At 65.5% G+C, this 19,563-nt stretch carries 21 protein-coding genes; 8 read left to right on the plus strand and 13 right to left on the minus strand.

Annotated elements, in window-relative coordinates; genetic code table 11:
- Window positions 1–19: 19 nt before the first annotated feature.
- A complete protein-coding gene (locus tag VNQ78_RS17840; RefSeq protein WP_325692300.1) occupies window positions 20–1,915 on the minus strand; it encodes an ATP-binding cassette domain-containing protein in 1,896 nt (631 codons plus the stop codon).
- A 625-nt stretch (window positions 1,916–2,540) separates the two neighbouring features.
- On the opposite strand from VNQ78_RS17840, the gene VNQ78_RS17845 reads away from it, so the two are divergent.
- Window positions 2,541–3,647 carry a Fic family protein gene (locus tag VNQ78_RS17845; RefSeq protein WP_325692302.1) on the plus strand — a complete coding sequence of 369 codons (1,107 nt, stop codon included), beginning with the start codon at window positions 2,541–2,543 and terminating at the stop codon, window positions 3,645–3,647.
- A gap of 13 nt (window positions 3,648–3,660) precedes the next feature.
- On the opposite strand, the gene VNQ78_RS17850 is transcribed toward VNQ78_RS17845, so the two are convergent.
- The 7 genes from VNQ78_RS17850 to VNQ78_RS17880 form a co-directional block, all read right to left on the minus strand.
- Window positions 3,661–4,998: an LLM class flavin-dependent oxidoreductase gene (locus VNQ78_RS17850; RefSeq protein WP_325692304.1), complete on the minus strand. Its 1,338-nt coding sequence runs from the start codon at window positions 4,996–4,998 to the stop codon at window positions 3,661–3,663.
- 8 nt (window positions 4,999–5,006) lie between these two features.
- Window positions 5,007–5,732, minus strand: coding sequence for an ABC transporter ATP-binding protein (locus VNQ78_RS17855; protein ID WP_325692307.1), 726 nt, complete (start codon window positions 5,730–5,732; stop codon window positions 5,007–5,009).
- Window positions 5,732–6,574, minus strand: coding sequence for an ABC transporter permease (locus VNQ78_RS17860; RefSeq protein ID WP_325692309.1), 843 nt, complete (start codon window positions 6,572–6,574; stop codon window positions 5,732–5,734). The genes VNQ78_RS17855 and VNQ78_RS17860 overlap by 1 nt, the downstream gene beginning before the upstream one ends.
- 16 nt (window positions 6,575–6,590) lie before the next feature.
- A complete protein-coding gene (locus VNQ78_RS17865; RefSeq protein WP_325692311.1) occupies window positions 6,591–7,565 on the minus strand; it encodes an ABC transporter substrate-binding protein in 975 nt (324 codons plus the stop codon).
- Window positions 7,566–7,880: 315 nt separating this feature from the next.
- Window positions 7,881–8,489: an NAD(P)-dependent oxidoreductase gene (locus tag VNQ78_RS17870; protein ID WP_325692313.1), complete on the minus strand. Its 609-nt coding sequence runs from the start codon at window positions 8,487–8,489 to the stop codon at window positions 7,881–7,883.
- 61 nt (window positions 8,490–8,550) lie between these two features.
- Complete coding sequence (locus tag VNQ78_RS17875) at window positions 8,551–8,721, minus strand: hypothetical protein (RefSeq protein ID WP_325692315.1); 171 nt, start codon at window positions 8,719–8,721, stop codon at window positions 8,551–8,553.
- Window positions 8,718–9,383 (minus strand): DsbA family oxidoreductase, encoded by a 666-nt coding sequence (locus tag VNQ78_RS17880; protein WP_325692317.1) that lies wholly within the window; start codon window positions 9,381–9,383, stop codon window positions 8,718–8,720. Before VNQ78_RS17880 ends, VNQ78_RS17875 begins: the two co-directional genes overlap by 4 nt.
- 172 nt (window positions 9,384–9,555) lie before the next feature.
- On the opposite strand from VNQ78_RS17880, the gene VNQ78_RS17885 reads away from it, so the two are divergent.
- Entirely contained in the window at window positions 9,556–9,933 is a 378-nt protein-coding gene (locus tag VNQ78_RS17885) for a helix-turn-helix domain-containing protein (protein ID WP_325692319.1), read from the plus strand.
- 63 nt (window positions 9,934–9,996) lie between these two features.
- Here the strand turns inward: VNQ78_RS17885 and VNQ78_RS17890 are convergent, their stop codons facing one another.
- Window positions 9,997–11,796, minus strand: a complete 1,800-nt coding sequence (locus tag VNQ78_RS17890; protein ID WP_325692321.1) for an NAD(P)/FAD-dependent oxidoreductase — start codon at window positions 11,794–11,796, stop codon at window positions 9,997–9,999.
- A gap of 140 nt (window positions 11,797–11,936) precedes the next feature.
- A complete protein-coding gene (locus VNQ78_RS17895; RefSeq protein ID WP_325692323.1) occupies window positions 11,937–13,667 on the minus strand; it encodes a sigma-54-dependent Fis family transcriptional regulator in 1,731 nt (576 codons plus the stop codon).
- A 143-nt stretch (window positions 13,668–13,810) separates the two neighbouring features.
- Between VNQ78_RS17895 and VNQ78_RS17900 the strand changes: the two genes are divergently transcribed.
- The gene (locus VNQ78_RS17900) at window positions 13,811–14,968 is read left to right on the plus strand and encodes an HPP family protein (RefSeq protein WP_325692325.1); all 1,158 of its coding nucleotides are present in this window, start codon (window positions 13,811–13,813) and stop codon (window positions 14,966–14,968) included.
- On the opposite strand, the gene VNQ78_RS17905 is transcribed toward VNQ78_RS17900, so the two are convergent.
- A complete protein-coding gene (locus tag VNQ78_RS17905; protein WP_325692327.1) occupies window positions 14,965–15,261 on the minus strand; it encodes a DUF6522 family protein in 297 nt (98 codons plus the stop codon). The two genes, VNQ78_RS17900 and VNQ78_RS17905, sit on opposite strands and share 4 nt — an antisense overlap.
- Window positions 15,258–15,677 carry an Rrf2 family transcriptional regulator gene (locus tag VNQ78_RS17910; protein ID WP_325692329.1) on the minus strand — a complete coding sequence of 140 codons (420 nt, stop codon included), beginning with the start codon at window positions 15,675–15,677 and terminating at the stop codon, window positions 15,258–15,260. The genes VNQ78_RS17905 and VNQ78_RS17910 overlap by 4 nt, the downstream gene beginning before the upstream one ends.
- 87 nt (window positions 15,678–15,764) lie before the next feature.
- On the opposite strand from VNQ78_RS17910, the gene VNQ78_RS17915 reads away from it, so the two are divergent.
- Genes VNQ78_RS17915 through VNQ78_RS17935 form a run of 5 tightly spaced genes read left to right on the plus strand, consistent with a single transcriptional unit; the run spans window position 15,765 to window position 18,776 of the window.
- Window positions 15,765–16,175 (plus strand): DUF488 domain-containing protein, encoded by a 411-nt coding sequence (locus VNQ78_RS17915; protein WP_325692331.1) that lies wholly within the window; start codon window positions 15,765–15,767, stop codon window positions 16,173–16,175.
- Window positions 16,172–16,915, plus strand: coding sequence for a 5-formyltetrahydrofolate cyclo-ligase (locus VNQ78_RS17920; protein ID WP_325692333.1), 744 nt, complete (start codon window positions 16,172–16,174; stop codon window positions 16,913–16,915). Before VNQ78_RS17915 ends, VNQ78_RS17920 begins: the two co-directional genes overlap by 4 nt.
- The gene (locus tag VNQ78_RS17925; RefSeq protein ID WP_325692335.1) at window positions 16,912–17,370 is read left to right on the plus strand and encodes an NnrS family protein; all 459 of its coding nucleotides are present in this window, start codon (window positions 16,912–16,914) and stop codon (window positions 17,368–17,370) included. Before VNQ78_RS17920 ends, VNQ78_RS17925 begins: the two co-directional genes overlap by 4 nt.
- Entirely contained in the window at window positions 17,364–18,110 is a 747-nt protein-coding gene (locus VNQ78_RS17930; RefSeq protein ID WP_325692337.1) for an NnrS family protein, read from the plus strand. Before VNQ78_RS17925 ends, VNQ78_RS17930 begins: the two co-directional genes overlap by 7 nt.
- A gap of 3 nt (window positions 18,111–18,113) precedes the next feature.
- The gene (locus VNQ78_RS17935; RefSeq protein ID WP_325692339.1) at window positions 18,114–18,776 is read left to right on the plus strand and encodes an NnrU family protein; all 663 of its coding nucleotides are present in this window, start codon (window positions 18,114–18,116) and stop codon (window positions 18,774–18,776) included.
- 6 nt (window positions 18,777–18,782) lie between these two features.
- Here VNQ78_RS17935 and VNQ78_RS17940 read toward each other — a convergent pair whose 3' ends face one another.
- A complete protein-coding gene (locus tag VNQ78_RS17940) occupies window positions 18,783–19,496 on the minus strand; it encodes a cyclic nucleotide-binding domain-containing protein (protein ID WP_325692341.1) in 714 nt (237 codons plus the stop codon).
- Window positions 19,497–19,563: the final 67 nt, after the last annotated feature.

Here is a 19,563-nt window from a genome sequence, read left to right on the forward strand (position 1 = left end):
CTCTCATGCCGCGGCTCCCTTACTCGGCTGCGTGGTGGATGACGCCGTATTCATCGGCAAGAATTGGGCGCAGCGTCCCGGTGCCATCGCGAAACTCCAGCAAGGCCGAGTAGAACGGCTCGCCATCCGGGTCGCAAGGCACGACCTCGCCATGCCGCACGGCGAGGATGGCCGTATCGGGAAGGTATTCACCTAGCGTCAGGTGAAAATCGACGACCGCGTCCACATCCAGCGCCGAGGTCGCCTCGTCCAGCAGCAGGATATCGGGCTTTGCCAGCAGGATCCGGGCAAGGACGAGGCGCTGCTTCTGCCCGCCCGAGAGGACGTTGCGCCAGTTCCGCCCGCGATGGAGGCACTCGCCCAGGCAATGCACGAACTCACCCAGCCCGACGCGCGAGAGGGCCGAGGCGACGGCAATGTCGGAATGCTCGCCGGCGGTATCGGGATAGGTGGTCAATGCCTTCAGGGACATGCGGTCCGGGATGTCCGGCTCCTGTCCGGCCAGAAACAGCCGCGCGCCCCGGTGGAACGCGACCTCGCCCTTGCCATAGGGCCAGATCCCGGCCACCGCCTTCAGCAAGCTGCTTTTCCCGCAACCGTTCGGACCGGTCAGATAGACCCGGTCGCCGGCGTAGAGGCGAAGCCGCGGCACTTGCAGAAAGGCAGGTGTGTCATGGCCGCGATGGTGCAGCTGCAGGTTCTCAAGATCCAGAACCGGGCCTCTCGGGCGCTGGACATGGCTGATGAGGCTGATGCCGGTCTCGGCATAGAAGTCCTGCCGCGCGCGCACCCGCTCGATAGCGGCGGCCAGCTCGTTCAGGCGGATCGCGTTGGCCTTGAGGGTGGCGATTGCCGGCATCACGTTGATGAACCATGAGAGTTCGCTGATCAGTTCCGCCGTCAACTCGCTGCTGGCGACGAAATTCCGAAAGCTTAGATTGCCCGCCATATAGGAGGGCAGCGCCGGCAGATAGGCGAGCAGGCGCGAGGAAAGGAAGCCGTAGAGCCCGTTGAACAGCATCAGGCCCGCCTCCAGCCAGTTCTGCCTGCCCCAGGTCCGGTCGAGGTCGGAATATAGATGCTGGTTGATCCGGCCCTGCACCCGCTCGCCCCGGCTGGCGGCCATCTGATCGACGCGATTGAGCATTGCGCCCCATTCGCCCCGCCATGCGCCGTCGCGGCGTTGCCGCTGGATGGTCAGGCGCTGAAGAATGCGGCCCAGCTTCCATGCGATGAAGGTGATGGCCGGAACATAGACCGCGACCAGCAGCAGGCACAGCAGGGCCGAGCCATAATGCCCCGGAACCAGATCAACGCGCGCGGCGGCCTCTGGACCCAGCCAGTTTTTCAGCGCGTCATTCCCCATGGCGCCCCAGCGATCAAGGAAGGGAACCGGCTGGCTGCGTTCCAGCAGAGCGTGCGAGACGAACCAGATCGCGGCAAGCGCCCCCCAAAGGCCCATCGCCAGCCCGATGAGGCCGCCATAAAGATTGGCCGAGCAGACATCGACGCGCTGGTCGATGGCATCCGGCAGTCGCGTCGCGTCACCCGAGGTGGAGCGGTCGCTCATCAGGTCGAGGGCAACGCGTCCGTCTGCCAGAATCGCGTCATTGAACTGTCCGACCAGCCAGCCGCGCGCGCGACGATGCAAAGTGGACGAGGTCAGGTGCCTGAGCGCGACCCCGGCAATCCGGCCGAGGAAGATCGCCAGGTAGGCCACGCCCGCCAGAAGGATTGTCTGCGCCGGGTTGATCCCTTCCTCGGGAGAGTGAAAATTCGCCAGCGACGCCAGAAAATCGGCGCTGGCCAGCGCGACCCAGACACTTGCCTTGCTGAGCAGCGTGGTCAGGACGAAAATGATCAGGGTAAGCAGCCATGCCTCACGCCAGCGTTCGGACAGCCAATACGCAAACAATAAACCCCAGAACCGACTTAAACGTTTCACCCGCTTTGCCTTTCGGGTGCCGGGACACGGCCACACTTCCCCACAGCAACAGGGTTGCCCATGGGCCGAGATCGGCACATTGTTTGAAATGTCTCGGCCGTCCTCCCGACTCTGCGGGAATGCGACCGCTCTATGAGAAAAGCGTAACAACGAAACTGTCGGCGGCAAATCGCCGATAGAGATGCGGCAGCTATATTCTTAGTCAGGTTTTAGACGATTTTCGGTCGAATGAGTGGCGCTGCAATGAATGCGCTTGGCTTATGCGGGCTGTGCGGCCAACCGCCTCGGCCTCCGCCCGGGGGCTGAATCGATGGCGGCGGGTCTGGCAACTGGTTAAACTGCATCGGAAAATGTGTAGCAAACTGGGCAAGCCCCTTCCTTGCAGGGGCGGCTGATGCGGCGGATTTCATCGCATGGCCCCGATTCCGGCGGACCCGGACCCGCGATCCGTTCTGTTGCCTTTGCGCCCCAGTGCGTCGTGAAAATCCCGCTTCTGGTCCATTTAATGCAATTCCCGCCGGGTTGAGCGATAGAAACGCCTTCCATAACTCACATTCAATCATATGATGAGGTATAGAAAGAGGATCTATCGCTCATGCGCTGGAACTGGACGCTGCCCGGCTGGCCGCATTTCGACTATGACGCTGCCGCGCTGGAGCCGCTGGAGCGGAGCTTCCTGCTGTCCTCGGGCGAAATTCTGGGTGCGGTTCGCCATGTCGGCGGCGAGGAGCGCGACCGGCTCCGCATCGAACTTCTGAGCGAGGAAGCCATGCGCACCAGCGCGATCGAGGGGGAGACGCTGGACCGGTTCAGCGTCCAATCCTCGCTGCGCCGCCATTTCGGCCTTGCGACCGACAACTATCCCCTCAAACCGCGCGAGCAGGGGATCGCCGAGATGATGGTGGATGTCTATTCTGGCTTCTCGGCCCCCCTCGATCACGAAACGCTCTGGCGTTGGCACGCCATGCTTCTGTCGCATGACCGGGACCTTGAGACGGTCGGCGCCTATCGGCGCCATGACGAGGCGATGCAGATCGTCTCTGGCGGCGCCCAGCGGCCGAAGGTCCATTTCGAGGCGCCGCCCTCGGCCAGCGTGCCGACGGAGATGGAGGGCTTCATCGACTGGTTCAACCGGACCGGGCCGGAGGGCGAGACACCGCTTCCGGCGCTGACTCGCGCAGGGCTGGGCCATCTCTATTTCGAGAGCATCCATCCCTTCGAGGACGGCAATGGGCGGATTGGCCGCGCCCTGGCCGAGAGGTCGCTGGCGCAAAGCATCGGCCAGCCGAGCCTGATCGCCTTGGCCTATACGATCGAGCGCGACCGGAAATCCTATTATGACCAGCTTGAAGCGCATCAACGCAGCCTTCACGCGACCGGCTGGCTGGTCTGGTTCGCGAAAACCGTCCTGCACGCGCAGCAGGTGACGCTGGAGCGCGTCGGCTTCTTCATCGCCAAAGCGCAGTTCTATGACCTACATCGCGATCGGATGAACCCCCGGCAGAGCAAGGCCATCGAGCGGATGTTCCGCGAAGGCCCGGCGGGGTTCAAGGGCGGTCTCAGCGCCGAGAACTATATCGCGATCACCGGCACCTCGCGCGCCACGGCGACCCGCGACCTGCAGGGCCTCGTCGAACAAGGCGCCCTGACCCGGACAGGTGAGCGCCGGCATACGCGCTACTGGCTGAACCTGCCGGGGTAAGGGCCGTCGCTTCTCAGGCGGGAACCGCGATCCGCTCCTCGGCCCCGACGGGCGCCAGACCGAAATGCTCGCGGAGCGTGCGGCCGCGATATTCGCGCCGGAACAGCCCGCGCTTTTGCAGCACCGGCACCACCTCGGAGGCAAAAAGCTCAAGCTGCTGGTAGATCACCGGCGGCATGACGTTGAACCCGTCCGCCGCGCCCGAGGTGAACCAGTCCTCGATCACATCGGCCACGCGCTCGGGGGTGCCGGCCACGGTCAGGTGGCCGCGGGCCCCGGCAAGCTTTTGCAGCAATTGGCGCATGGTCAGCCCTTCGGAAAGCGCGGTCCGGGCATAGCCCATGGCGCGGCTTTTAGACGCCTCGACCGAATTCGGGTCCGGGAAGTCGCTGGCGCGAAGCGGCCGGTCCAGCGGCACCTCGCTGAAGTCGTGGCCGCTGAAGCGCGCGGAAAGCCGGGTCAGCCCGATTTCGGGCGCGGTCAGGGCGTCCAGTTCCTCGAACACCCGGTCGGCCTCGGCCTGGGTCGATCCGATGGCGGCGCTGATGCCGGGCAGGACCACCACATCCTCGGGCCGCCGGCCAAGCCCGCCGGCCCGTGCCTTGACGTCGGCATAGAACTCCTGCGCGGTGTCCTTGGCCAGATGCGCGGTAAAGATGACCTCGGCCCATTCCGCGGCGAAGGAGCGTCCGTCCTCGGACTGGCCCGCCTGCACATAGACCGGCCGGGCCTGCGGGCTTGCGGGCACGTTCAGCGGTCCCCGCGTGCTGTGGAACGGGCCGCGATGATTTACCGGCAGGATGCGCGAGCCGTCGGAATAGACGCCCGAGGCGCGGTCGTCGACCAGCGCATCGGCGGGCCAACTGCGCCACAGCGCGTCGACGGCCTGCATGAAATCCTCGGCCATGCGATAGCGCGCGGCGTGGCTCGGCTCGGCATCATGGCCGTAGTTCAGCGCGGCCTGCGGCGCCCATGAGGTGACGATGTTCCAGCCCGCCCGGCCATTCGACAGGTGATCGAGCGTCGCGAACTGGCGCGCCAGCGTATAGGGATAGCTGTAGGTGGTCGATGCCGTGCCGATCAGGCCGATCCGCTCGGTCACGGCGGCCAGAGCCGAAAGCAGGGTGATCGGCTCCAGCGCGCCCGAGGCGATCAGCGCCCCCGAGGCGGGCGCGACCAGCGCATCGGCAAGAAAGACCGCATCGAGCTTTGCCGCTTCGGCGATGCGCGCGGCCTTGGCGTAAAGCGCAAGGTCGGTCAGCGATTCCGGGGCGGAATCGGGATGACGCCATGCGCTTTCATGGTGGCCGCGCGGCATCAGGAACAGGTTCAGGTGAAGTTCTCGGGTCATGTGACGTCTCAGATCAGATCGGTTTCCACGCCCAGACTGGCAAGCAGCCGCAGGCGCAGGCGTTCGAAATCGGGATGGCTGGTGCGGCGGGGATGGGGCAGGGGCACGGCATGATCCTCGGCTATGGTGCCACCCCGCAGGACGAGGATGCGGTCGGCCAGCAGCAGCGCCTCGTCCACGTCATGGGTGACGAGGATCACGGTGGGGCGCTGCCGCTCGACCAGTCGAAACAGCAGGGCGTGCATCTTGAGCCGGGTCAGCGCATCCAGCGCGCCAAAGGGTTCGTCCGCCAGCAGAAGGTCGGGACCACGCAGCAAGGACCGGGCAAGGGCGGCGCGCTGCTTCTGCCCGCCCGACAGGGTGCCCGGCCATGCCGCGGCCTTGTCGCCGATGCCAACGGCCTCGAGCATGGCCTGCGCCTCGGGAACCGCCTGAGCGTGCCGCAGGCCCAGCGTCAGGTTGTCGATCACGCTGAGCCAAGGCAGCAGGCGGGCGTCCTGAAACAGGACCGAGACGCTCTGCGGCACCGCATAGCTGCCGCTGCTCTCCGCATCGTCATCGAGCCCCGCTAGCGCCCTCAGCAAGGTCGTCTTGCCCGAACCGGATTCGCCCAGCAGCGCGACGAACTGCCCGCGCGGGATGTCCAGCGTCACATCGCGAAGGACCGTGCGACCCTTGAAGGAGCGGGTCAGGCCCCGGGTCGAGACCGTTCCCCTGAAATCGTGGATTGTCATTATCCGATAGACCTCCGCCAGGACAGCGCGCGGGCTTCGAGGATGCGGACGACCGCGTCGGAAATCAGCCCCAGCGCGGCATAGATGAAGATGCCGACGACGATGATGTCGGTCTGGCCCCAATCCCGCGCGCGGTTCATCAGATAGCCGATGCCGGTCTGCGTATTGATCAGCTCAAGCACGACCAGCGAGGTCCAGCACAGTGTCACGGCGAGGCGCAGCGAGACGAAGAACCCCGGCAACGCGCCGGGAAGGGCGACCTTGCGGATGAACTCGGACCGGGTCAGGCCCAGCGTTCGGGCAAGCTCGACGTGGCCGATATCAATGCCGCGCAGCGCGGCATGGGTGTTGATATAGACCGGCACCAGCACGGCGGTGAAGATCAGGAAGATCTTCATCACCTCGCCGATGCCCAGCCACAGGATGACCAGCGGGATCAGCGCCAATGTGGGGATGGCGCGCTTGACCTGGACGAGCCCGTCGATCAGCACCTCGCCCGTTCGGGTCAGGCCCGAGGTCAGCGCTAGGACCAGCCCCGCCGCCACGCCCAGGAACAGTCCTGCATAGGCCCGCCCGGCCGATGCGGCCAGATGCGGAAGCAGGCTGCCATCGGCGATCATCGCCATGCCCGTCGCCACGGCGGTCGAAGGCGCCGCGAGGGTATAGGGAGAGAGCAGCCCCAGACGCGAGGCAGCCTCCCACAGGACCACGACCAGCAACGGGCCGATCAGGCGCATGCCGCGAGGCAGCTTGCCCGGCGTCAGGGCGACCGGGCGCGGGGGCGCCGGACGGTCGCCGCCAAGCGGGGCCAATATCGTGCGGTCAGGGGACATGTCGTTCATGGCGTTCCTTTCCGGGTCAGCGTTCGGCTTCGATCACCGCGTCGAAATCGGACGAGAACGAACCCTTGGCGTCGAAGGCCTCGGGCAGCTCGCCCGCCTGAGCAAGCGTGTCGATGAGCCGCTGGTGATGCGGGATCGCTTCGGCCGAAGTCTGGAATTCCATCAGCGATTGCGAGGCGAGGATGGCGGCGGTGTCCTCGGCCGGGATGCGCTGGAAGTCGGTGTAATATTCCTTGCCCCATTCCTCACGGTGTTCGTTGCTCCAGCCCGCGGCGCGGGTGGCGGCGGCGAGGAACTCGCCGATGGCCGCGTGTTTCGCGGGATCGGCCAGCGCCTCTGGGCGGGCATAGATATACCAGGTGCCGGGCAGCAGCTCGCGCTCGCGCGGGTCCGACACGGCGGCCGCGCCGATCTGCTTGGTCAGCCGCGTCACATGAGGCTCTTGCAGGACGGCGACATCGACCGATCCGGTGCGGATGGCATCGGGCAGGTCGGCCACGCGCAGCGGCACTGGGGTCACGTCGTCCAGTGTCAGCCCGGCCCGGTTCAGCGCCTCGATCAGAAAGACCTGGCGGCCCGATCCCTCGATATAGCTGACGCGCTTGCCGCGCAGGTCAGCCAGATCGTCGATCTTGAGGCCCGGACGGCTCGTCAGGATGTATTCGGATTTCTCGCGCGAAACCGAGACGACGATCGGCAACAGCGTGCCCGAGGCGCGGGCCTGAATGGGCGGCGTGTCCCCGACATAGGCGAGGTCCAGCGCGCCGGCCCGCATCGCCTCGAGGATGGCCGGCCCACCGGCGAAATTCGGGAGTTCCAGTTCCGAGGTGATCTTTTCGTCCTCGCCGCTGGCGGCAAGCAGGTTGCGGATCAACTCGCTTTGATCCCCCACGACAAGTCGGGTGCCTTCGGGGACGGTCTGGGCCATCGCCCCGCCCGCAAGCAGCAACGATGCGGCAAGGGTTCTGAGAGTGGTGGTCATCGACGGCATGGGTTCATCCAACTGGCTGTATCTGGAGAAGATAATTCTCTGCCAGTCGAATTACTTCAATATCTACTGATGCAATCGTGTATTTTTGAAAGAGACGCTCTGTCTGGTCGGGTCAGGAGAGACGAGACTTCCTTTTGAGCTGGTCTGGGGAGCAAAATTTTCCGCAACGAAAAGGCCGCGCACGGATTCGGCGCGTCATGGACCTGATTGTTCGCGCAGAGGTTCAGAAAAGCAAATGGGGCCGCGTCGTGACGCGACCCCAATGAACCGGGGTTTCGCAGGATCAGGCACGCCCGAGCGTGCCGCTCCATGCGGTCAGTAGGCGACGGTGAACCGCGCGCGGGAATGCTTGGGTGTTTCCAGCTCATCCACCATGGCAATGGCGAAATCCGAATAGCCGATCCGGCTGACACCCTCGGCATCCGTCAAAAGCTGGTCCTTGCCCGAACGATAGGTGCCGCGCCGGGGAGCAGCCTCGATCAGCGCGGCGGGCGACAGGAAGGTCCAGTCAACCCGGGTCTCGCCGCGCAGGGCATCGAGGAAGTCGATGCCGCTCTGGCCGAAGGGCCGCCATGCCTCGGGGAATTCCGGGGTGTCGAACAGCCGGACGCCCGGCGCGACCTCAAGGCTCGCCGCGCCGCCCGTGACGAGGAAACGGGGCACCCCCGCCTTGTGGAGCGCCGCGAGGAGGGTCGCCGCCGGAACGTCGTGGTGAAGCGCGCTGATCACCGCGTCCGATCCCTTGATCAGCGCCGTAAGCGCATCGGGGTCGGACGCATCACCGGCTTTCGCCGTGATGCCAGCGATGGCCGGGATCCGGTCGGGATTGCGGGCGATGGCCGTGACCTCATGCCCGCGCGAGGCGAGTTCCCGCACGATCTCCGAGCCGATGTTCCCGCTTGCGCCGAGGACTGCAACTTTCATGGGATTTTCCTTTGATCTTGTTCGTGTTGAGCGCCGTCGCCCGGACCCGGGGGCCGCGCGATCAGGCCCGTTTTTCCGGGGCGGGTGCAGGCGCGGGCGGATCTTCCGCATCCTGCGGGGTGGCGGGCAGGGCGCAGAACCCATCCACGCACTGGCCCGTTTCCATGGCGCCCCCCGAAAGGAGGACAAGCCCCCCGATCGCCGGCGCTTCGGATGTCTTGCGGTCCGTCATGCCGTTTCCTTCTCGGCCGCGACCTTGCGGATAGCCTCCAGAAAGGTCTGCGGTTCCTGCGCGCCCGACAGGCCGTATTTTCCGTCGAGGACGAAGAAGGGGACGCCGCTGACCCCGATCCGGCGCGCCGTCTCGATATCGGCGTCAACCGCCGGGGCAAATTCCCCGGTATCGAGTGCGCGGGTCACATCCCCCCGGTCCAGGCCGACTTCGGCCGCGAGATCGGCGAGGTCGTCATCATGCCCGATATGGACGCCGTCGCTGAAATGCGCCCGCAAGAGCCGATCCTTCATCTCGGGCTGCTTGCCCTGCTGCTTGGCGAGGTGAAGAAGCTCATGCGCCTTGCGGGTATTGGCGATGCGGTTGGTCGCGAAGTCGAAAGTGATGCCCAACGGTTCGCCGACCTGCTGCAACTGCCGGTTCGAAGCCGCGACCTGATCGGCAGACCAGCCATAGCGGCCCGACAGATAGTCGTCATGGCTGCCGGGAAAATCCTCCGGCATGTCCGGCGCAAGCTGGAAGCTGTGATATTCCACCACGACCTCCGGCGCGTCCTCCTGCTGTGCCAGTGCCTCCAGCGCCGCTTCAAGCCGGCGCTTTCCGACATAGCACCACGGGCAGGCGATGTCCGACCAGATGTCGATTCTGACGGTTTGCTTCACGATGGTCGCCCTTTCTTCGGAGGTGCAGCGGCAGTCCTCGCTGCTCTGCGTTTCGGATCAGGTCTGCAATCTGGACCTTTTCGAGAGAGCTATGGTATCGATATCCGGCCTGCAAGAAGTCAAACCGATCTGATCAGGTCATCGCCGCGTGACCACGGGAAGGGCCGAAGCCATGAAGATGCTTGAAGCTTATCGCGATGCGCTGAGTTCCGGTGCGCGTCCGCGATGCCCGATCCGCGATGTTCTGGACCGGATCGGCGATCAATGGAGCCTGCTGATCCTTGTCGCCTTGGGCGAAGGGGAGATGCGCTTTAACGAGTTGGGGCGCGCCATTCCCGACGTCTCAAAGCAGATGCTGTCCCAGACGCTGAAGCGGCTTGAGCAGGATGGCCTGATCGACCGCCGCGTTTTCGCCGAGGTTCCCGTCCGGGTCGAATATGCCCTGACCGAGCTGGGCCATTCGCTGCTGGTGCCGGTGGGGGCGCTGGTGGAATGGGCGAATGAGAATTACCCGCGCCTGCTGCAATCCCGCGAAGCCCGTCGCGCGTAACACTTAATCGCCGTGGTCAGAGGCGCACGCCCGGTCGGGGAGAGCCGGGCGTGCGCGGGTGCATCACGACAGGTGATGCACCTCCTGCAGGCCGTAGACCGGCGTGTCGAGACCCTCCAGACGGGCCTTGAGCTGCAGGGCAAGATAAAGCGAATAGTGCCGCGACTGATGCAGGTTGCCGCCGTGGAACCACAGGTTCTCCTGCTGGGTCGGCTTCCACATGTTGCGCTGCTCGCCCTCCCACGGGCCGGGATCCTTGGTCGTGGCAGAGCCGAGACCCCAGACCTTGCCGACCTTGTCCGCCACTTCCTGACTGATCAGGTCGGCGGCCCAGCCATTCATCGACCCGAAGCCGGTGGCCAGCACGACCAGATCGGCCTCGAGGCGGGTGCCGTCGGTCAGGACCACGGCATCCTCCTCGAAGTGATCGACCTGACCCTTCTTCAGCTTCACCTCGCCGTCGATGATCAGCTGGCTTGCGCCCACGTCGATGTAATAGCCCGAGCCGCGGCGCAGGTATTTCATGAAAAGTCCCGATCCGTCGTCGCCCCAGTCCAGATCGAAGCCGGCCTTCTCGAGCCCGGCATAGAATTCCGCGTCACGCTCGCGCATCTGGTCGTAAAGCGGGATCTGGAACTCATGCATGATCCGATAGGGCAGCGAGGCGAAGATCATGTCGGCCTTTTCGGTCGTGACCCCGTTCGCCACCGCCTCCTCGGAATAGAGCGCGCCCAGCCCGATATCCATGAGGGTGTCCGAGCGCACGATATGGGTCGATGACCGCTGGACCATGGTGACGTCTGCATCCGCCTCCCAAAGCGCGGCGCAGATGTCATGGGCCGAGTTGTTCGAGCCGATGACCACCACCTTCTTGCCTGCCCAGGCATCGGGGCCGTCATGCTGCGAGGAATGCTGGATCTGTCCCTTGAAGCGGTCCATCCCCGGAAAGGACGGCATGTTCCGCTTGCCCGACATGCCAGTGGCAAGGACCAGTTGGGTGGGGTGCAGCGTGATCTTTTCGCCGTCGCGGTTCGCCTCGACCGTCCAGGTTCCCGAGGCCTCGTCGAAGCTCGCTTTCTCGACCGTCGAGCGGGTCCAGTAGTTGAGCTCCATGACCCTCGTATACATCTCCAGCCAGTCGCCGACCTTGTCCTTGGGGGTGAAGACCGGCCAGTTGTCGGGAAACTTGATATAGGGCAGGTGGTCGTACCAGATCGGGTCATGCAGGCAGAGCGACTTGTAACGGCGACGCCACTGGTCGCCGGGCCGGTCGTGCTTGTCCAGAACGATGGTCGGCACGCCAAGCTGGCGCAACCGGGCGCCAAGCGCGATCCCGCCCTGACCGCCACCGACGATCACCGTATAAGGCTGGGTGTCATAGCCAAGCGAGGCCTCCTCGCTCTCGCGGCGTTCCTTCCAGCTTGACCGGCTTTTGCGCGCGCCATGCTCGGCCCCCATCGGGCGGCGCTTGCCGCGGTTCTCTTCGAAGCCCTTCAGCTCCTGCAAGGCCGTGAGCAGGGTCCAGATGCGGTCGTCCTTGAGGCGCATGAGGCCCCAGCCCCGGCCTGCGGCGGTCTCGAAGGTGATCCATGCGGTGATGACGCCGTTCTCTTCGGTCGGAACCTCTCCCTCCTGGAGGCGGAAATTGCCGGGTCGGGTCAGGGGCAATTGCTGCGCGAGCATGTCGGCGACCGCCTCCGCCCCCTCCACCGTCTTCAGGTTCCAGGTCACGGCCACCAGATCGCGCCAATAGCTGTCGGTGGCGAAAAGCGCCTTGGCACGCGCGACATCGCCCTCCTCCAGCGCGGTGTTGAGCGTATCCAGCACGGCCTGTATGCGGCCGGTCACGGTCGAATCGAGCATCGCGTCTCCTCCTCTGAGCGTTTTGCCTGAGGGGAGTATCGCGGGCCTCCGGTCCGTCGATCCATCACGAGATGACCTCGACGCCCGGAAAAACGACCGCTGCATCGCGGCATGTTGCACGCGCAACGCCGCGCAACGGATCAGGCCGGCGGCTGCAGCCCTGCCCGGCGCAGGCGGCGCAGGATGGTCGAGCGGTTGACGCCCAAACGCCGCGCGGCGCGGGACATGTTCCAGCCGCAGGCCTCCATGACCTGTTCCAGCGGTTCCTCGGCCTCGGGCATCTGCATCACGGCCCCGATCGGGGCTGGCAAGTCCGGCAGATCGACCACGCGCCCCTCGCAAAGCGCGATGGCGACGTCCAGCACCTGTTCGAGTTCGCGGATATTGCCATGCCACTGGCGGCCCAGCAGGTCGGCGCGGGCCGAGGGCGACAGGCGAATGTCCTCGGGCGCCCGCCGCCGCAGCAACCTGTCGATGAGCCAGCCAAGATCGCGCCGTTGCCGCAGCGGTGGCATCCTCAGCGAGGCTCCGACAAGGCGGTGAAACAGCGGCCGGGGCAGGTCCAGCATGGCGGGCGCAAGGCAGGTGGTCGTGATCGGTCGCAGGCCGTCGCAGCCATCCAGCATGGCGGCGAGTGCGGCGCCCGCGTCCTCCGGCAAATCCTCGATCCGGCGCAGCATCAGCGTGGTCGGTCCGGTGAGGTCGCGGCAGGCATTGCGCAGCGCCTCGGCCGACAGGCCGGCGCAGTCGAGGGCGAGGAAGCCGCGCGCCGTCCCGGCCATGTGGATCGCGCGGACCAGCTTGGTCTTGCCGGTCCCGGTCTCTCCGCTGATCAGCAGCGGCACGCCGGTCCGGGCGAGCTTCCCGGCCTGTGCGAGAAGCTGGATCATGGCCGGATCATCTCCCGAGAGCCCGGCGAGCGGCCCGGAAATCCGTGGGCTGCGGGCCGTGCTGCGCGGCGCCTGCGGGGCGATCGCATGCCCGAACAACCCACCGCCGTCGCGCATGGTGATGACCCGATCCTCGGTCGGCCGGTCGCGCATCAGGTCGGGAAGGTCGTCGACCGTCAGCCCCAGCACCTCGTCGATCCGGCGACCAAGGATCGTGCCCCCATCCTGAAACAGCCGCCGCGCCCCGCGCGTATAGCCGAGGATCCGTCCCGATCCGTCCAGCCGCACCGCCGTCTCGGGATCGACGTCGAGGAATTCGGGGCTGTCCGACAGCCGCAGCACCCAGTCGCGCCGGCTTTCGGCCATGAGGTTCGCCATCTCGACCCGCCGCGCGGCATTGGTGACGAGGCTCATGGCGAGGTTCTGGCTGCGCTTCGGTGTCGGCGACCGGAGAAGCGAGATGTCGAGGACCGCGGCCAGCCCGCCGAGGCTGTCGAAGATCGGGGCGGAGGTGCAGCTGAGCGCCGTATGCGCATTGCCGAAATGGTCGTCCTGATGCACGGTCACTGGCTCCTGCGTGACGATGCAGGCGCCGACCCCGCAGGTGCCCGCCAGATCCTCGGACCAGTTCGAGCCCAGATGCAGCCCGGCCCGGCGCAGGTCGTCAAGAAACAGCTCGTCGCCGAAGAAATCGACGCAGATCCCCTTCGCATCGGTTAGCAGCAGGACATAATTCTGCCCGGCGACCTGTCGAAACAGGCTTTGCAGGCTCGAGCGCGCCGCCCCGATCATCCATTCCGCCTGCTTGCGGTGGTCGCGCAGTTCGGTCTCGGTCACGATATGGGCGGGATCCTTGCGGGTCGGATCCATGCCATATAGCTCGACGCAGCGCCGCCATGAGGCCGAGACGAAGCTGTCGCGTCCGGTCGCGGTGCCGCCCAGCACCTGCGCGATCTCCTCGACATGGTGGCGATCCGTCATGGCCTGCTCTCCCCCCGGCGCAAGACTAGCACAGGGACGAAGGACCGATAGCGTAGACTTTCGTCGCCGTCCGTTTCCCTCCCGGTTGAAACTTCTGCAATCTGCTGAAATTTTGCGCGAAACTGAATCGTGAGTCGCGCAGCGTGCATATTTTAAGGTCACTGGGGCCGGCGGTCGCCCATGTATCGCCCGTCGAAGCCGTTCGTGCGGGTCTGGGGGCGCTTGCCGGTCTTGGCGTGACGGGGCTGTTCCTGCTGTCGCCCAGCGTCGACCTCGATCTTGGCCTTTATCTGGTTGCGCCCTTCGGGGCGAGCTCGGTGCTGCTGTTTGCCGTTCCGAACAGTCCGCTGGCGCAACCCTGGTCGGCCATCGTCGGGAACATGGTTGCCGCCCTGATCGGCGTCGCGGTCTGCATGATCATCGCCGATCCCGCCATGCGGGTCGCTCTGGCGGTCGGGCTGACCATTACCGCGACGATCCTCTGCCGCGCGGTTCATCCTCCGGCGGGCGCCGTCGCCATGACCGCGGCGTTGAGCCCCGATGCCATCGACCAGCTGGGCTTCTGGTTCGCCCTTGCGCCCATCGGGGTCGGGACGGGCATCCTCGTTCTGCTTGCGACGGTCTATGCGCGCCTTACCGGGCGGCGCTATCCGTTCCGGCAATTCGATGATCCCAGCAAGCACCAGACCGCCGATCGCAACCCGTCCGAGCGGCTGGGCCTGTCCGAGGAGGAGCTGACCGGCCTTCTCGAACGCTACCGGCAATCCTTCAACCTCGGGGTCGAGGATCTTGCCCGCCTGATCGGCGCGGCGGAATTGCAGGCGGCATCCCATGCGGCCGGGCCCCTGACGGCCGAGGACATCATGTCCCGCAACCTGATCACGGTCGGCCCCGACACGGCGCTTGGCAAGGTTGCGGAACTGTTCAAGAAGCACCGCTTCACCTCGCTTCCGGTGGTCGGGGAGGACGCGCGTTTTCTGGGCGTGATCTTCCAGATGCACCTGATCACGCAGGCGCGCGAGGATGCGCGGCGGCTCCATCGCGGCTATCTCTCGGCGCTGGGGCGGCTTCTGGATCGAGAGCGGGCGAAGCCGGCCCGGGCCAGCGACATTATGGATGTTGCGGGCCCTCGCGTGACGCCCGATGCCCCGGTCGGGGTCTTGCTGCCGATGATGGCCGATGGAGATGTCGATGCCGTGCCGGTTCTGGAGGGCGAACGGATCGTCGGCATCGTCACCCGCACGGACCTGATTGCCGCGCTGGCGCGCAGCGCCGTGCGAGGCGAGGCGCTTCCGGCCTAGGCTGACTGCACCCTGGGCTTGCGCTGCACCGGAAAGCTGCCTCGCGAGAGCAGGTTGCCCGCCTCGTCGATGGTCAGGCGCAGTGCACGGTCGCCATACCAGAACGTCACCCGGTATTTTCCGGCATCCTCGCCCTCGCCGCGTTCGCATTTCGAGGTGATCTTTCCATCCCGCATCAGGCCCGGCACCGTGGCCGGGTCCAATGCGAAAGCATCCGCAATCATCGCGGCATCGAACTGGATGCCGCCGCCCGAAATTTCGATCTGCCCCTGCCGGGGTCGCTGGGCGTTCATATCGCAAGCCCCATCCTCGGAAGCGCCACATCGGCGAGGGTCGCGCCATTCAGCTCGGCCATGAAGGCGCGCTCGGCGGATCGCAGGCGCGCCTTGAGGCGGCAGCAGCCGTTGATCGTGCAATCTCCGCCATCGGCGCTGAAGCATTCGACAAGGGGTTGTCCCTCCTCGAGCAGCGCGATGACCTCGCCCAGGCGGACCTGATCCGCAGGCCGGGCCAGGATCGCGCCGCCGCCACCGCCGCGCCGGGTTTCGACCAGACCGGCCCGCGCCAGATGCTGCACGATCTTGGCGAGGTGGTTTCGCGACAGACCGTATTCTTCGGCCAGTTCTGCGGTGGAAAACGGCCGCTCCGGCTCGCTCGCCATGCGCATCAGCATCCGCAGTCCATAATCGGTGAAAGTGGTCAGGCGCATGTCTCGCCGGTCTCTTGATGAATTGGTATTTACAATACTTATTAAGCCGCCTAGAAAATATTGCAACCAGAGATGGGGGTGACTCGCATGTCTGAGGCAGAATTGTCCGGCCTTCCCGGTGATCCGGCCGCGAGAATCCGCGTGAAGCGGGTCTATCTTGCCGCGCAGGCATCGGACGGGCGGCGCGTCCTTGTCGACAGGCTGTGGCCCCGCGGCATCTCGAAGGAGCGTGCGGACCTTTTCGCCTGGGAGAAGGAGATTGCCCCCAGTGACGCCCTGCGCCGCTGGTTTCACGCCGACCTGCATCGCTGGGAAGAGTTCGAGGTGAGGTATCGCCAGGAACTCGACGCGATGCCGGAAGTGGTCGCGAAGGTCGCGGGCTGGGCCAGGGACGGCGTGGTCACGCTGATCTATGCCGCGAAGGACGAGCATCAGAACCATGCGCTTGTGCTGCAGGATTACCTCTGTCGGTCGCTGCAGACGGGGAGGGGCGCGTGACGGTCTCGGGAGGTGACGGGGGGGAAAACCCGACGGGCGATGATTTCGACAGCTTCCGCTGCCGCAGCGGCTTCTCCTCGCCACCCTGTCTGGCCGCCGAGATCGCGCCCGATTACTTCGATCCTCTGGCGATCGATCCCGCACAGGCCCGCGATGTCGCGCGCTGGCGCAAGGCCGAACGCGAACGCCTGTGCGCCCTGCGCATGGGTTTGAGCGCGAGCGAGCGCGAGGCTTGTGGCGCGGCCTTGGCACGCCACCTGAAGCAGACCCTGCGGGATCGGTTCGACGGCGCGCGGGGGCTGGTCCTCTCGGCCTATTGGCCGATCAAGGGAGAGCCCGACCTGCGCCCGCTGATGGCCGAATTGCATGGGGCAGGGGTGCAACTGGCCCTGCCCGTGGTCGAGACGAAATCGGCCCCCCTGAAGTTTCGCCACTGGACGCCCGAGACGCATATGGTGCGGGGCGACTGGAACATTCCCGTCCCGCCTGCGGATGCGGAAGCCGTGCGGCCGGATATTACTCTTGCCCCGTTGGTCGGCTGGACGGGCGACGGCTATCGCCTTGGCTATGGCGGGGGATATTTCGACCGGACGCTCGCGGCACTCCGGCCCCGCCCCGTGGTCATCGGGCTGGGCTTCGAGGCGGCAAGGCTCGCCACCATCTATCCGCAACCCCATGATATCCGCATGGACATGATCCTGACCGAGGCCGGGATCCGAGCCGAGCGAGATCCGAGATGACGACCACCGCCGCCCGGATGCGGGCCTGGACCGGTCCGGCCCTCCTTACCTACGGGTTTCGCCCGTTCTTCCTCGGCGCATCGCTCTGGGCGGCGGGCGCGATGGTGCTGTGGATCCTCATGCTGTCCGGTGCGGTCGAACTGCCGACCCGCTTCGACCCGGTCACATGGCACGCGCATGAGTTTCTTTTCGGCTATCTGGGCGCGGTCGTCGCCGGGTTCCTGCTGACGGCGGTGCCGAACTGGACCGGACGACTGCCGGTCGTGGGATGGCCGCTGGCCTGCCTTTGCCTCCTGTGGCTGATCGGGAGGGCGGCCGTCGCCGTCTCGATGCACCTGCCGGTCTGGCTGGTGGCGCTTGCCGACCTGTCCCTTTCCCTTGCGCTGATCGGGTTCCTGACGCGTGAGATCGTCAGCGGCAGGAATTGGCGCAACCTGATCGTTCAGGAATGTTGATCGCCTTCACCCTCGCGAATGGAATCTTCCATTGGCAGGCCGCGGCGGGCGGTTTTGCGGGGGGAGAGCTGGGGCTACGCCTCGGGCTGGCGGCCGGGATCATGATGATCGCCGTGATCGGCGGACGCATCGTGCCGTCATTCACGCGTAACTGGCTGGTCAAGCGGGGCCAGAAGAGCCTGCCCGTGCCCCCGATGCAGCGCTTCGATCGCGTGGCGCTGCTGGTCCTGCTGGCGGCGCTGCTGCTTTGGGTGGTCGTTCCGCAACAGGCGGCCAGCGGGCTTGCCCTGATCGCCGCCGGTCTGGTCCATGCCATCCGCCTTGTCCGGTGGCGCGGCGCGCGAACGCTGGCCGAGCCGCTGCTCTGGGTGCTGCACGCGGGCTATGGCTTCCTGCCACTCGGGGCCGTGATCCTTGGCATCGCGACGATATGGCCGGACCTGCTGGGGCAGGCACCCGCGCAACACGTCTGGATGGCCGGCGCCATCGGGCTGATGACGCTTGCGGTGATGACCCGCGCGACATTGGGCCATACCGGCCGGGTGCTGATGGCGGGAAAGGGGACATTGGCGATCTATATCTGCCTGATGGCGGCGGTGCTGGCGCGGCTGTTGGCCGGATTCCTGCCGGCGGCCTCCGGCGCGCTCTATATGACTTCAGGACTGTGCTGGATCGCGGCCTTCGGCGGCTTCGCCATCCTCTATGGCCCCTTGCTGCTTCGCGCCCCGACCAAGAGCTGAAAGATGGAATGGTCCGGTCTCGCCCTGGCCTTCGCGGCCTTCTTCCTGAGCCATTCGCTACCGATACGCGCGCCCCTGCGGCCGATCCTTGTGCGCAGGCTGGGAGCGACCGGGTTCGGACTGGCCTATTCGACCCTTTCGATCGCGGTGCTGGCCTGGCTTGTGGTGGCGGCGGCGCGGGCGCCCTATCTGCCGGTCTGGGACTGGGCGCCGTGGCAAAACCATCTGGCCCTTGCGGTGATGCTGCCGGTCTGCCTGATCGTCACCCTGTCGGTCGGCAGGCCGAATCCGTTCTCCTTTGGTGGGGCGCGCAATGCCGATTTCGACCCTGGGCGACCCGGCATCGTCCGTTTCATCCGCCATCCGCTGCTGGTCGCGCTGGCGCTGTGGGCCATCGCGCATCTGGTTGCCAATGGCGATCTGGCGCATATCCTGCTTTTCGGAACCTTCGCGGCCTTTGCCATTCTCGGCGGCCGGCTTGTCGACGGGCGCAAGCGGCGGGAAATGGGGGCGGAATGGGACAGCCTATGGGCCAGGGTCCGCGCTCAATCCGTTGCCGGCCAGCTTTCGCATGTTTCCGCGCTCCGTATCGGGCTGGGCCTCGCGCTCTACCTCGCGTTGATCGCGCTGCATCCGGTGGTCATCGGGGTCAGCCCGCTATCCTGACGCCCTCTAAGAGCTTGGGTCATCGATCAGCGCGGCGGGTTTCGCGAAGCGCTCGAAATCCTGCTGAGCGGTGATTTGGACCCGGTTTCCTTCGACGAATACGCCATAGGGCTGCAATCCCTTGAACGCGCGGCTCAGGTTTTCCGGCGTCATTCCAAGATATGATGCCAGGCGGCGTTTCTCGAATTCGAGATCGAAGGTCGCATTCTCGCCCGCCCGGATCTGAAGCTGGAGCAGATAGTTTGCCAACCGCTCGATCGAGGTTCTCAGCTTCAGATCCTTCTGTGATTTGACGACCGAGCGGAAGCAAAGCGACAATTCCGCGACGATGGCGCGTGCGAATTCCCGGTCGGTGTCGAATATCGCGCGCACGTCCTGACTGGGGATCAGCGCGATCCGGCTTTTTTCCAATGTCCGCGCCGACATCAGATAGGGGGCGTCCCGCATCGTCGCCGCAAGGATGAACGTCGAAACCGGTCTGGCTATTGCCATGCTGGTTTCGCGGTCATTCCAGGTCGAGAACAGATCGACCGAGCCCGACAGGACGACATGCAGGAAATCACTCGGCTCGCCTTCGGTGATCAATTCGATCTGCGGCGGAAAATTCTGCACATATGCTCCCCGCATGAGCGAAGCGAAATGCGCCTCCTCCATTGGGGAGAAAAGTTGAAGCCTGCGAACTTCTGGATAATCTGACTCTGATATACCGATACGCATCATACCCTCTTTTGATATTTATCAATGATGTGGATGATAAACGTCAATGGCTACATTGTCGCACCTGCGG

The sequence above is a fragment of the Paracoccus sp. (in: a-proteobacteria) genome (genome assembly GCF_035556475.1).
Taxonomy (GTDB): domain Bacteria; phylum Pseudomonadota; class Alphaproteobacteria; order Rhodobacterales; family Rhodobacteraceae; genus Paracoccus.

What these genes read in the sequence shown, in the direction of transcription:
- VNQ78_RS17885 (WP_325692319.1), top strand. Translation starts at nt 9,556, where the DNA reads ATGAAGATGCTTGAAGCTTATCGCGATGCGCTGAGTTCCGGTGCGCGT.
- VNQ78_RS17870 (WP_325692313.1), bottom strand. Translation starts at nt 8,489, where the DNA reads ATGAAAGTTGCAGTCCTCGGCGCAAGCGGGAACATCGGCTCGGAGATC.
- VNQ78_RS17850 (WP_325692304.1), bottom strand. Translation starts at nt 4,998, where the DNA reads ATGACCCGAGAACTTCACCTGAACCTGTTCCTGATGCCGCGCGGCCAC.
- VNQ78_RS17910 (WP_325692329.1), bottom strand. Translation starts at nt 15,677, where the DNA reads ATGCGCCTGACCACTTTCACCGATTATGGACTGCGGATGCTGATGCGC.
- VNQ78_RS17875 (WP_325692315.1), bottom strand. Translation starts at nt 8,721, where the DNA reads ATGACGGACCGCAAGACATCCGAAGCGCCGGCGATCGGGGGGCTTGTC.
- VNQ78_RS17935 (WP_325692339.1), top strand. Translation starts at nt 18,114, where the DNA reads ATGGAATGGTCCGGTCTCGCCCTGGCCTTCGCGGCCTTCTTCCTGAGC.
- VNQ78_RS17925 (WP_325692335.1), top strand. Translation starts at nt 16,912, where the DNA reads ATGACGACCACCGCCGCCCGGATGCGGGCCTGGACCGGTCCGGCCCTC.
- VNQ78_RS17865 (WP_325692311.1), bottom strand. Translation starts at nt 7,565, where the DNA reads ATGCCGTCGATGACCACCACTCTCAGAACCCTTGCCGCATCGTTGCTG.
- VNQ78_RS17890 (WP_325692321.1), bottom strand. Translation starts at nt 11,796, where the DNA reads ATGCTCGATTCGACCGTGACCGGCCGCATACAGGCCGTGCTGGATACG.
- VNQ78_RS17940 (WP_325692341.1), bottom strand. Translation starts at nt 19,496, where the DNA reads ATGATGCGTATCGGTATATCAGAGTCAGATTATCCAGAAGTTCGCAGG.
- VNQ78_RS17895 (WP_325692323.1), bottom strand. Translation starts at nt 13,667, where the DNA reads ATGACGGATCGCCACCATGTCGAGGAGATCGCGCAGGTGCTGGGCGGC.
- VNQ78_RS17930 (WP_325692337.1), top strand. Translation starts at nt 17,364, where the DNA reads ATGTTGATCGCCTTCACCCTCGCGAATGGAATCTTCCATTGGCAGGCC.
- VNQ78_RS17845 (WP_325692302.1), top strand. Translation starts at nt 2,541, where the DNA reads ATGCGCTGGAACTGGACGCTGCCCGGCTGGCCGCATTTCGACTATGAC.
- VNQ78_RS17855 (WP_325692307.1), bottom strand. Translation starts at nt 5,732, where the DNA reads ATGACAATCCACGATTTCAGGGGAACGGTCTCGACCCGGGGCCTGACC.
- VNQ78_RS17860 (WP_325692309.1), bottom strand. Translation starts at nt 6,574, where the DNA reads ATGAACGACATGTCCCCTGACCGCACGATATTGGCCCCGCTTGGCGGC.
- VNQ78_RS17905 (WP_325692327.1), bottom strand. Translation starts at nt 15,261, where the DNA reads ATGAACGCCCAGCGACCCCGGCAGGGGCAGATCGAAATTTCGGGCGGC.
- VNQ78_RS17915 (WP_325692331.1), top strand. Translation starts at nt 15,765, where the DNA reads ATGTCTGAGGCAGAATTGTCCGGCCTTCCCGGTGATCCGGCCGCGAGA.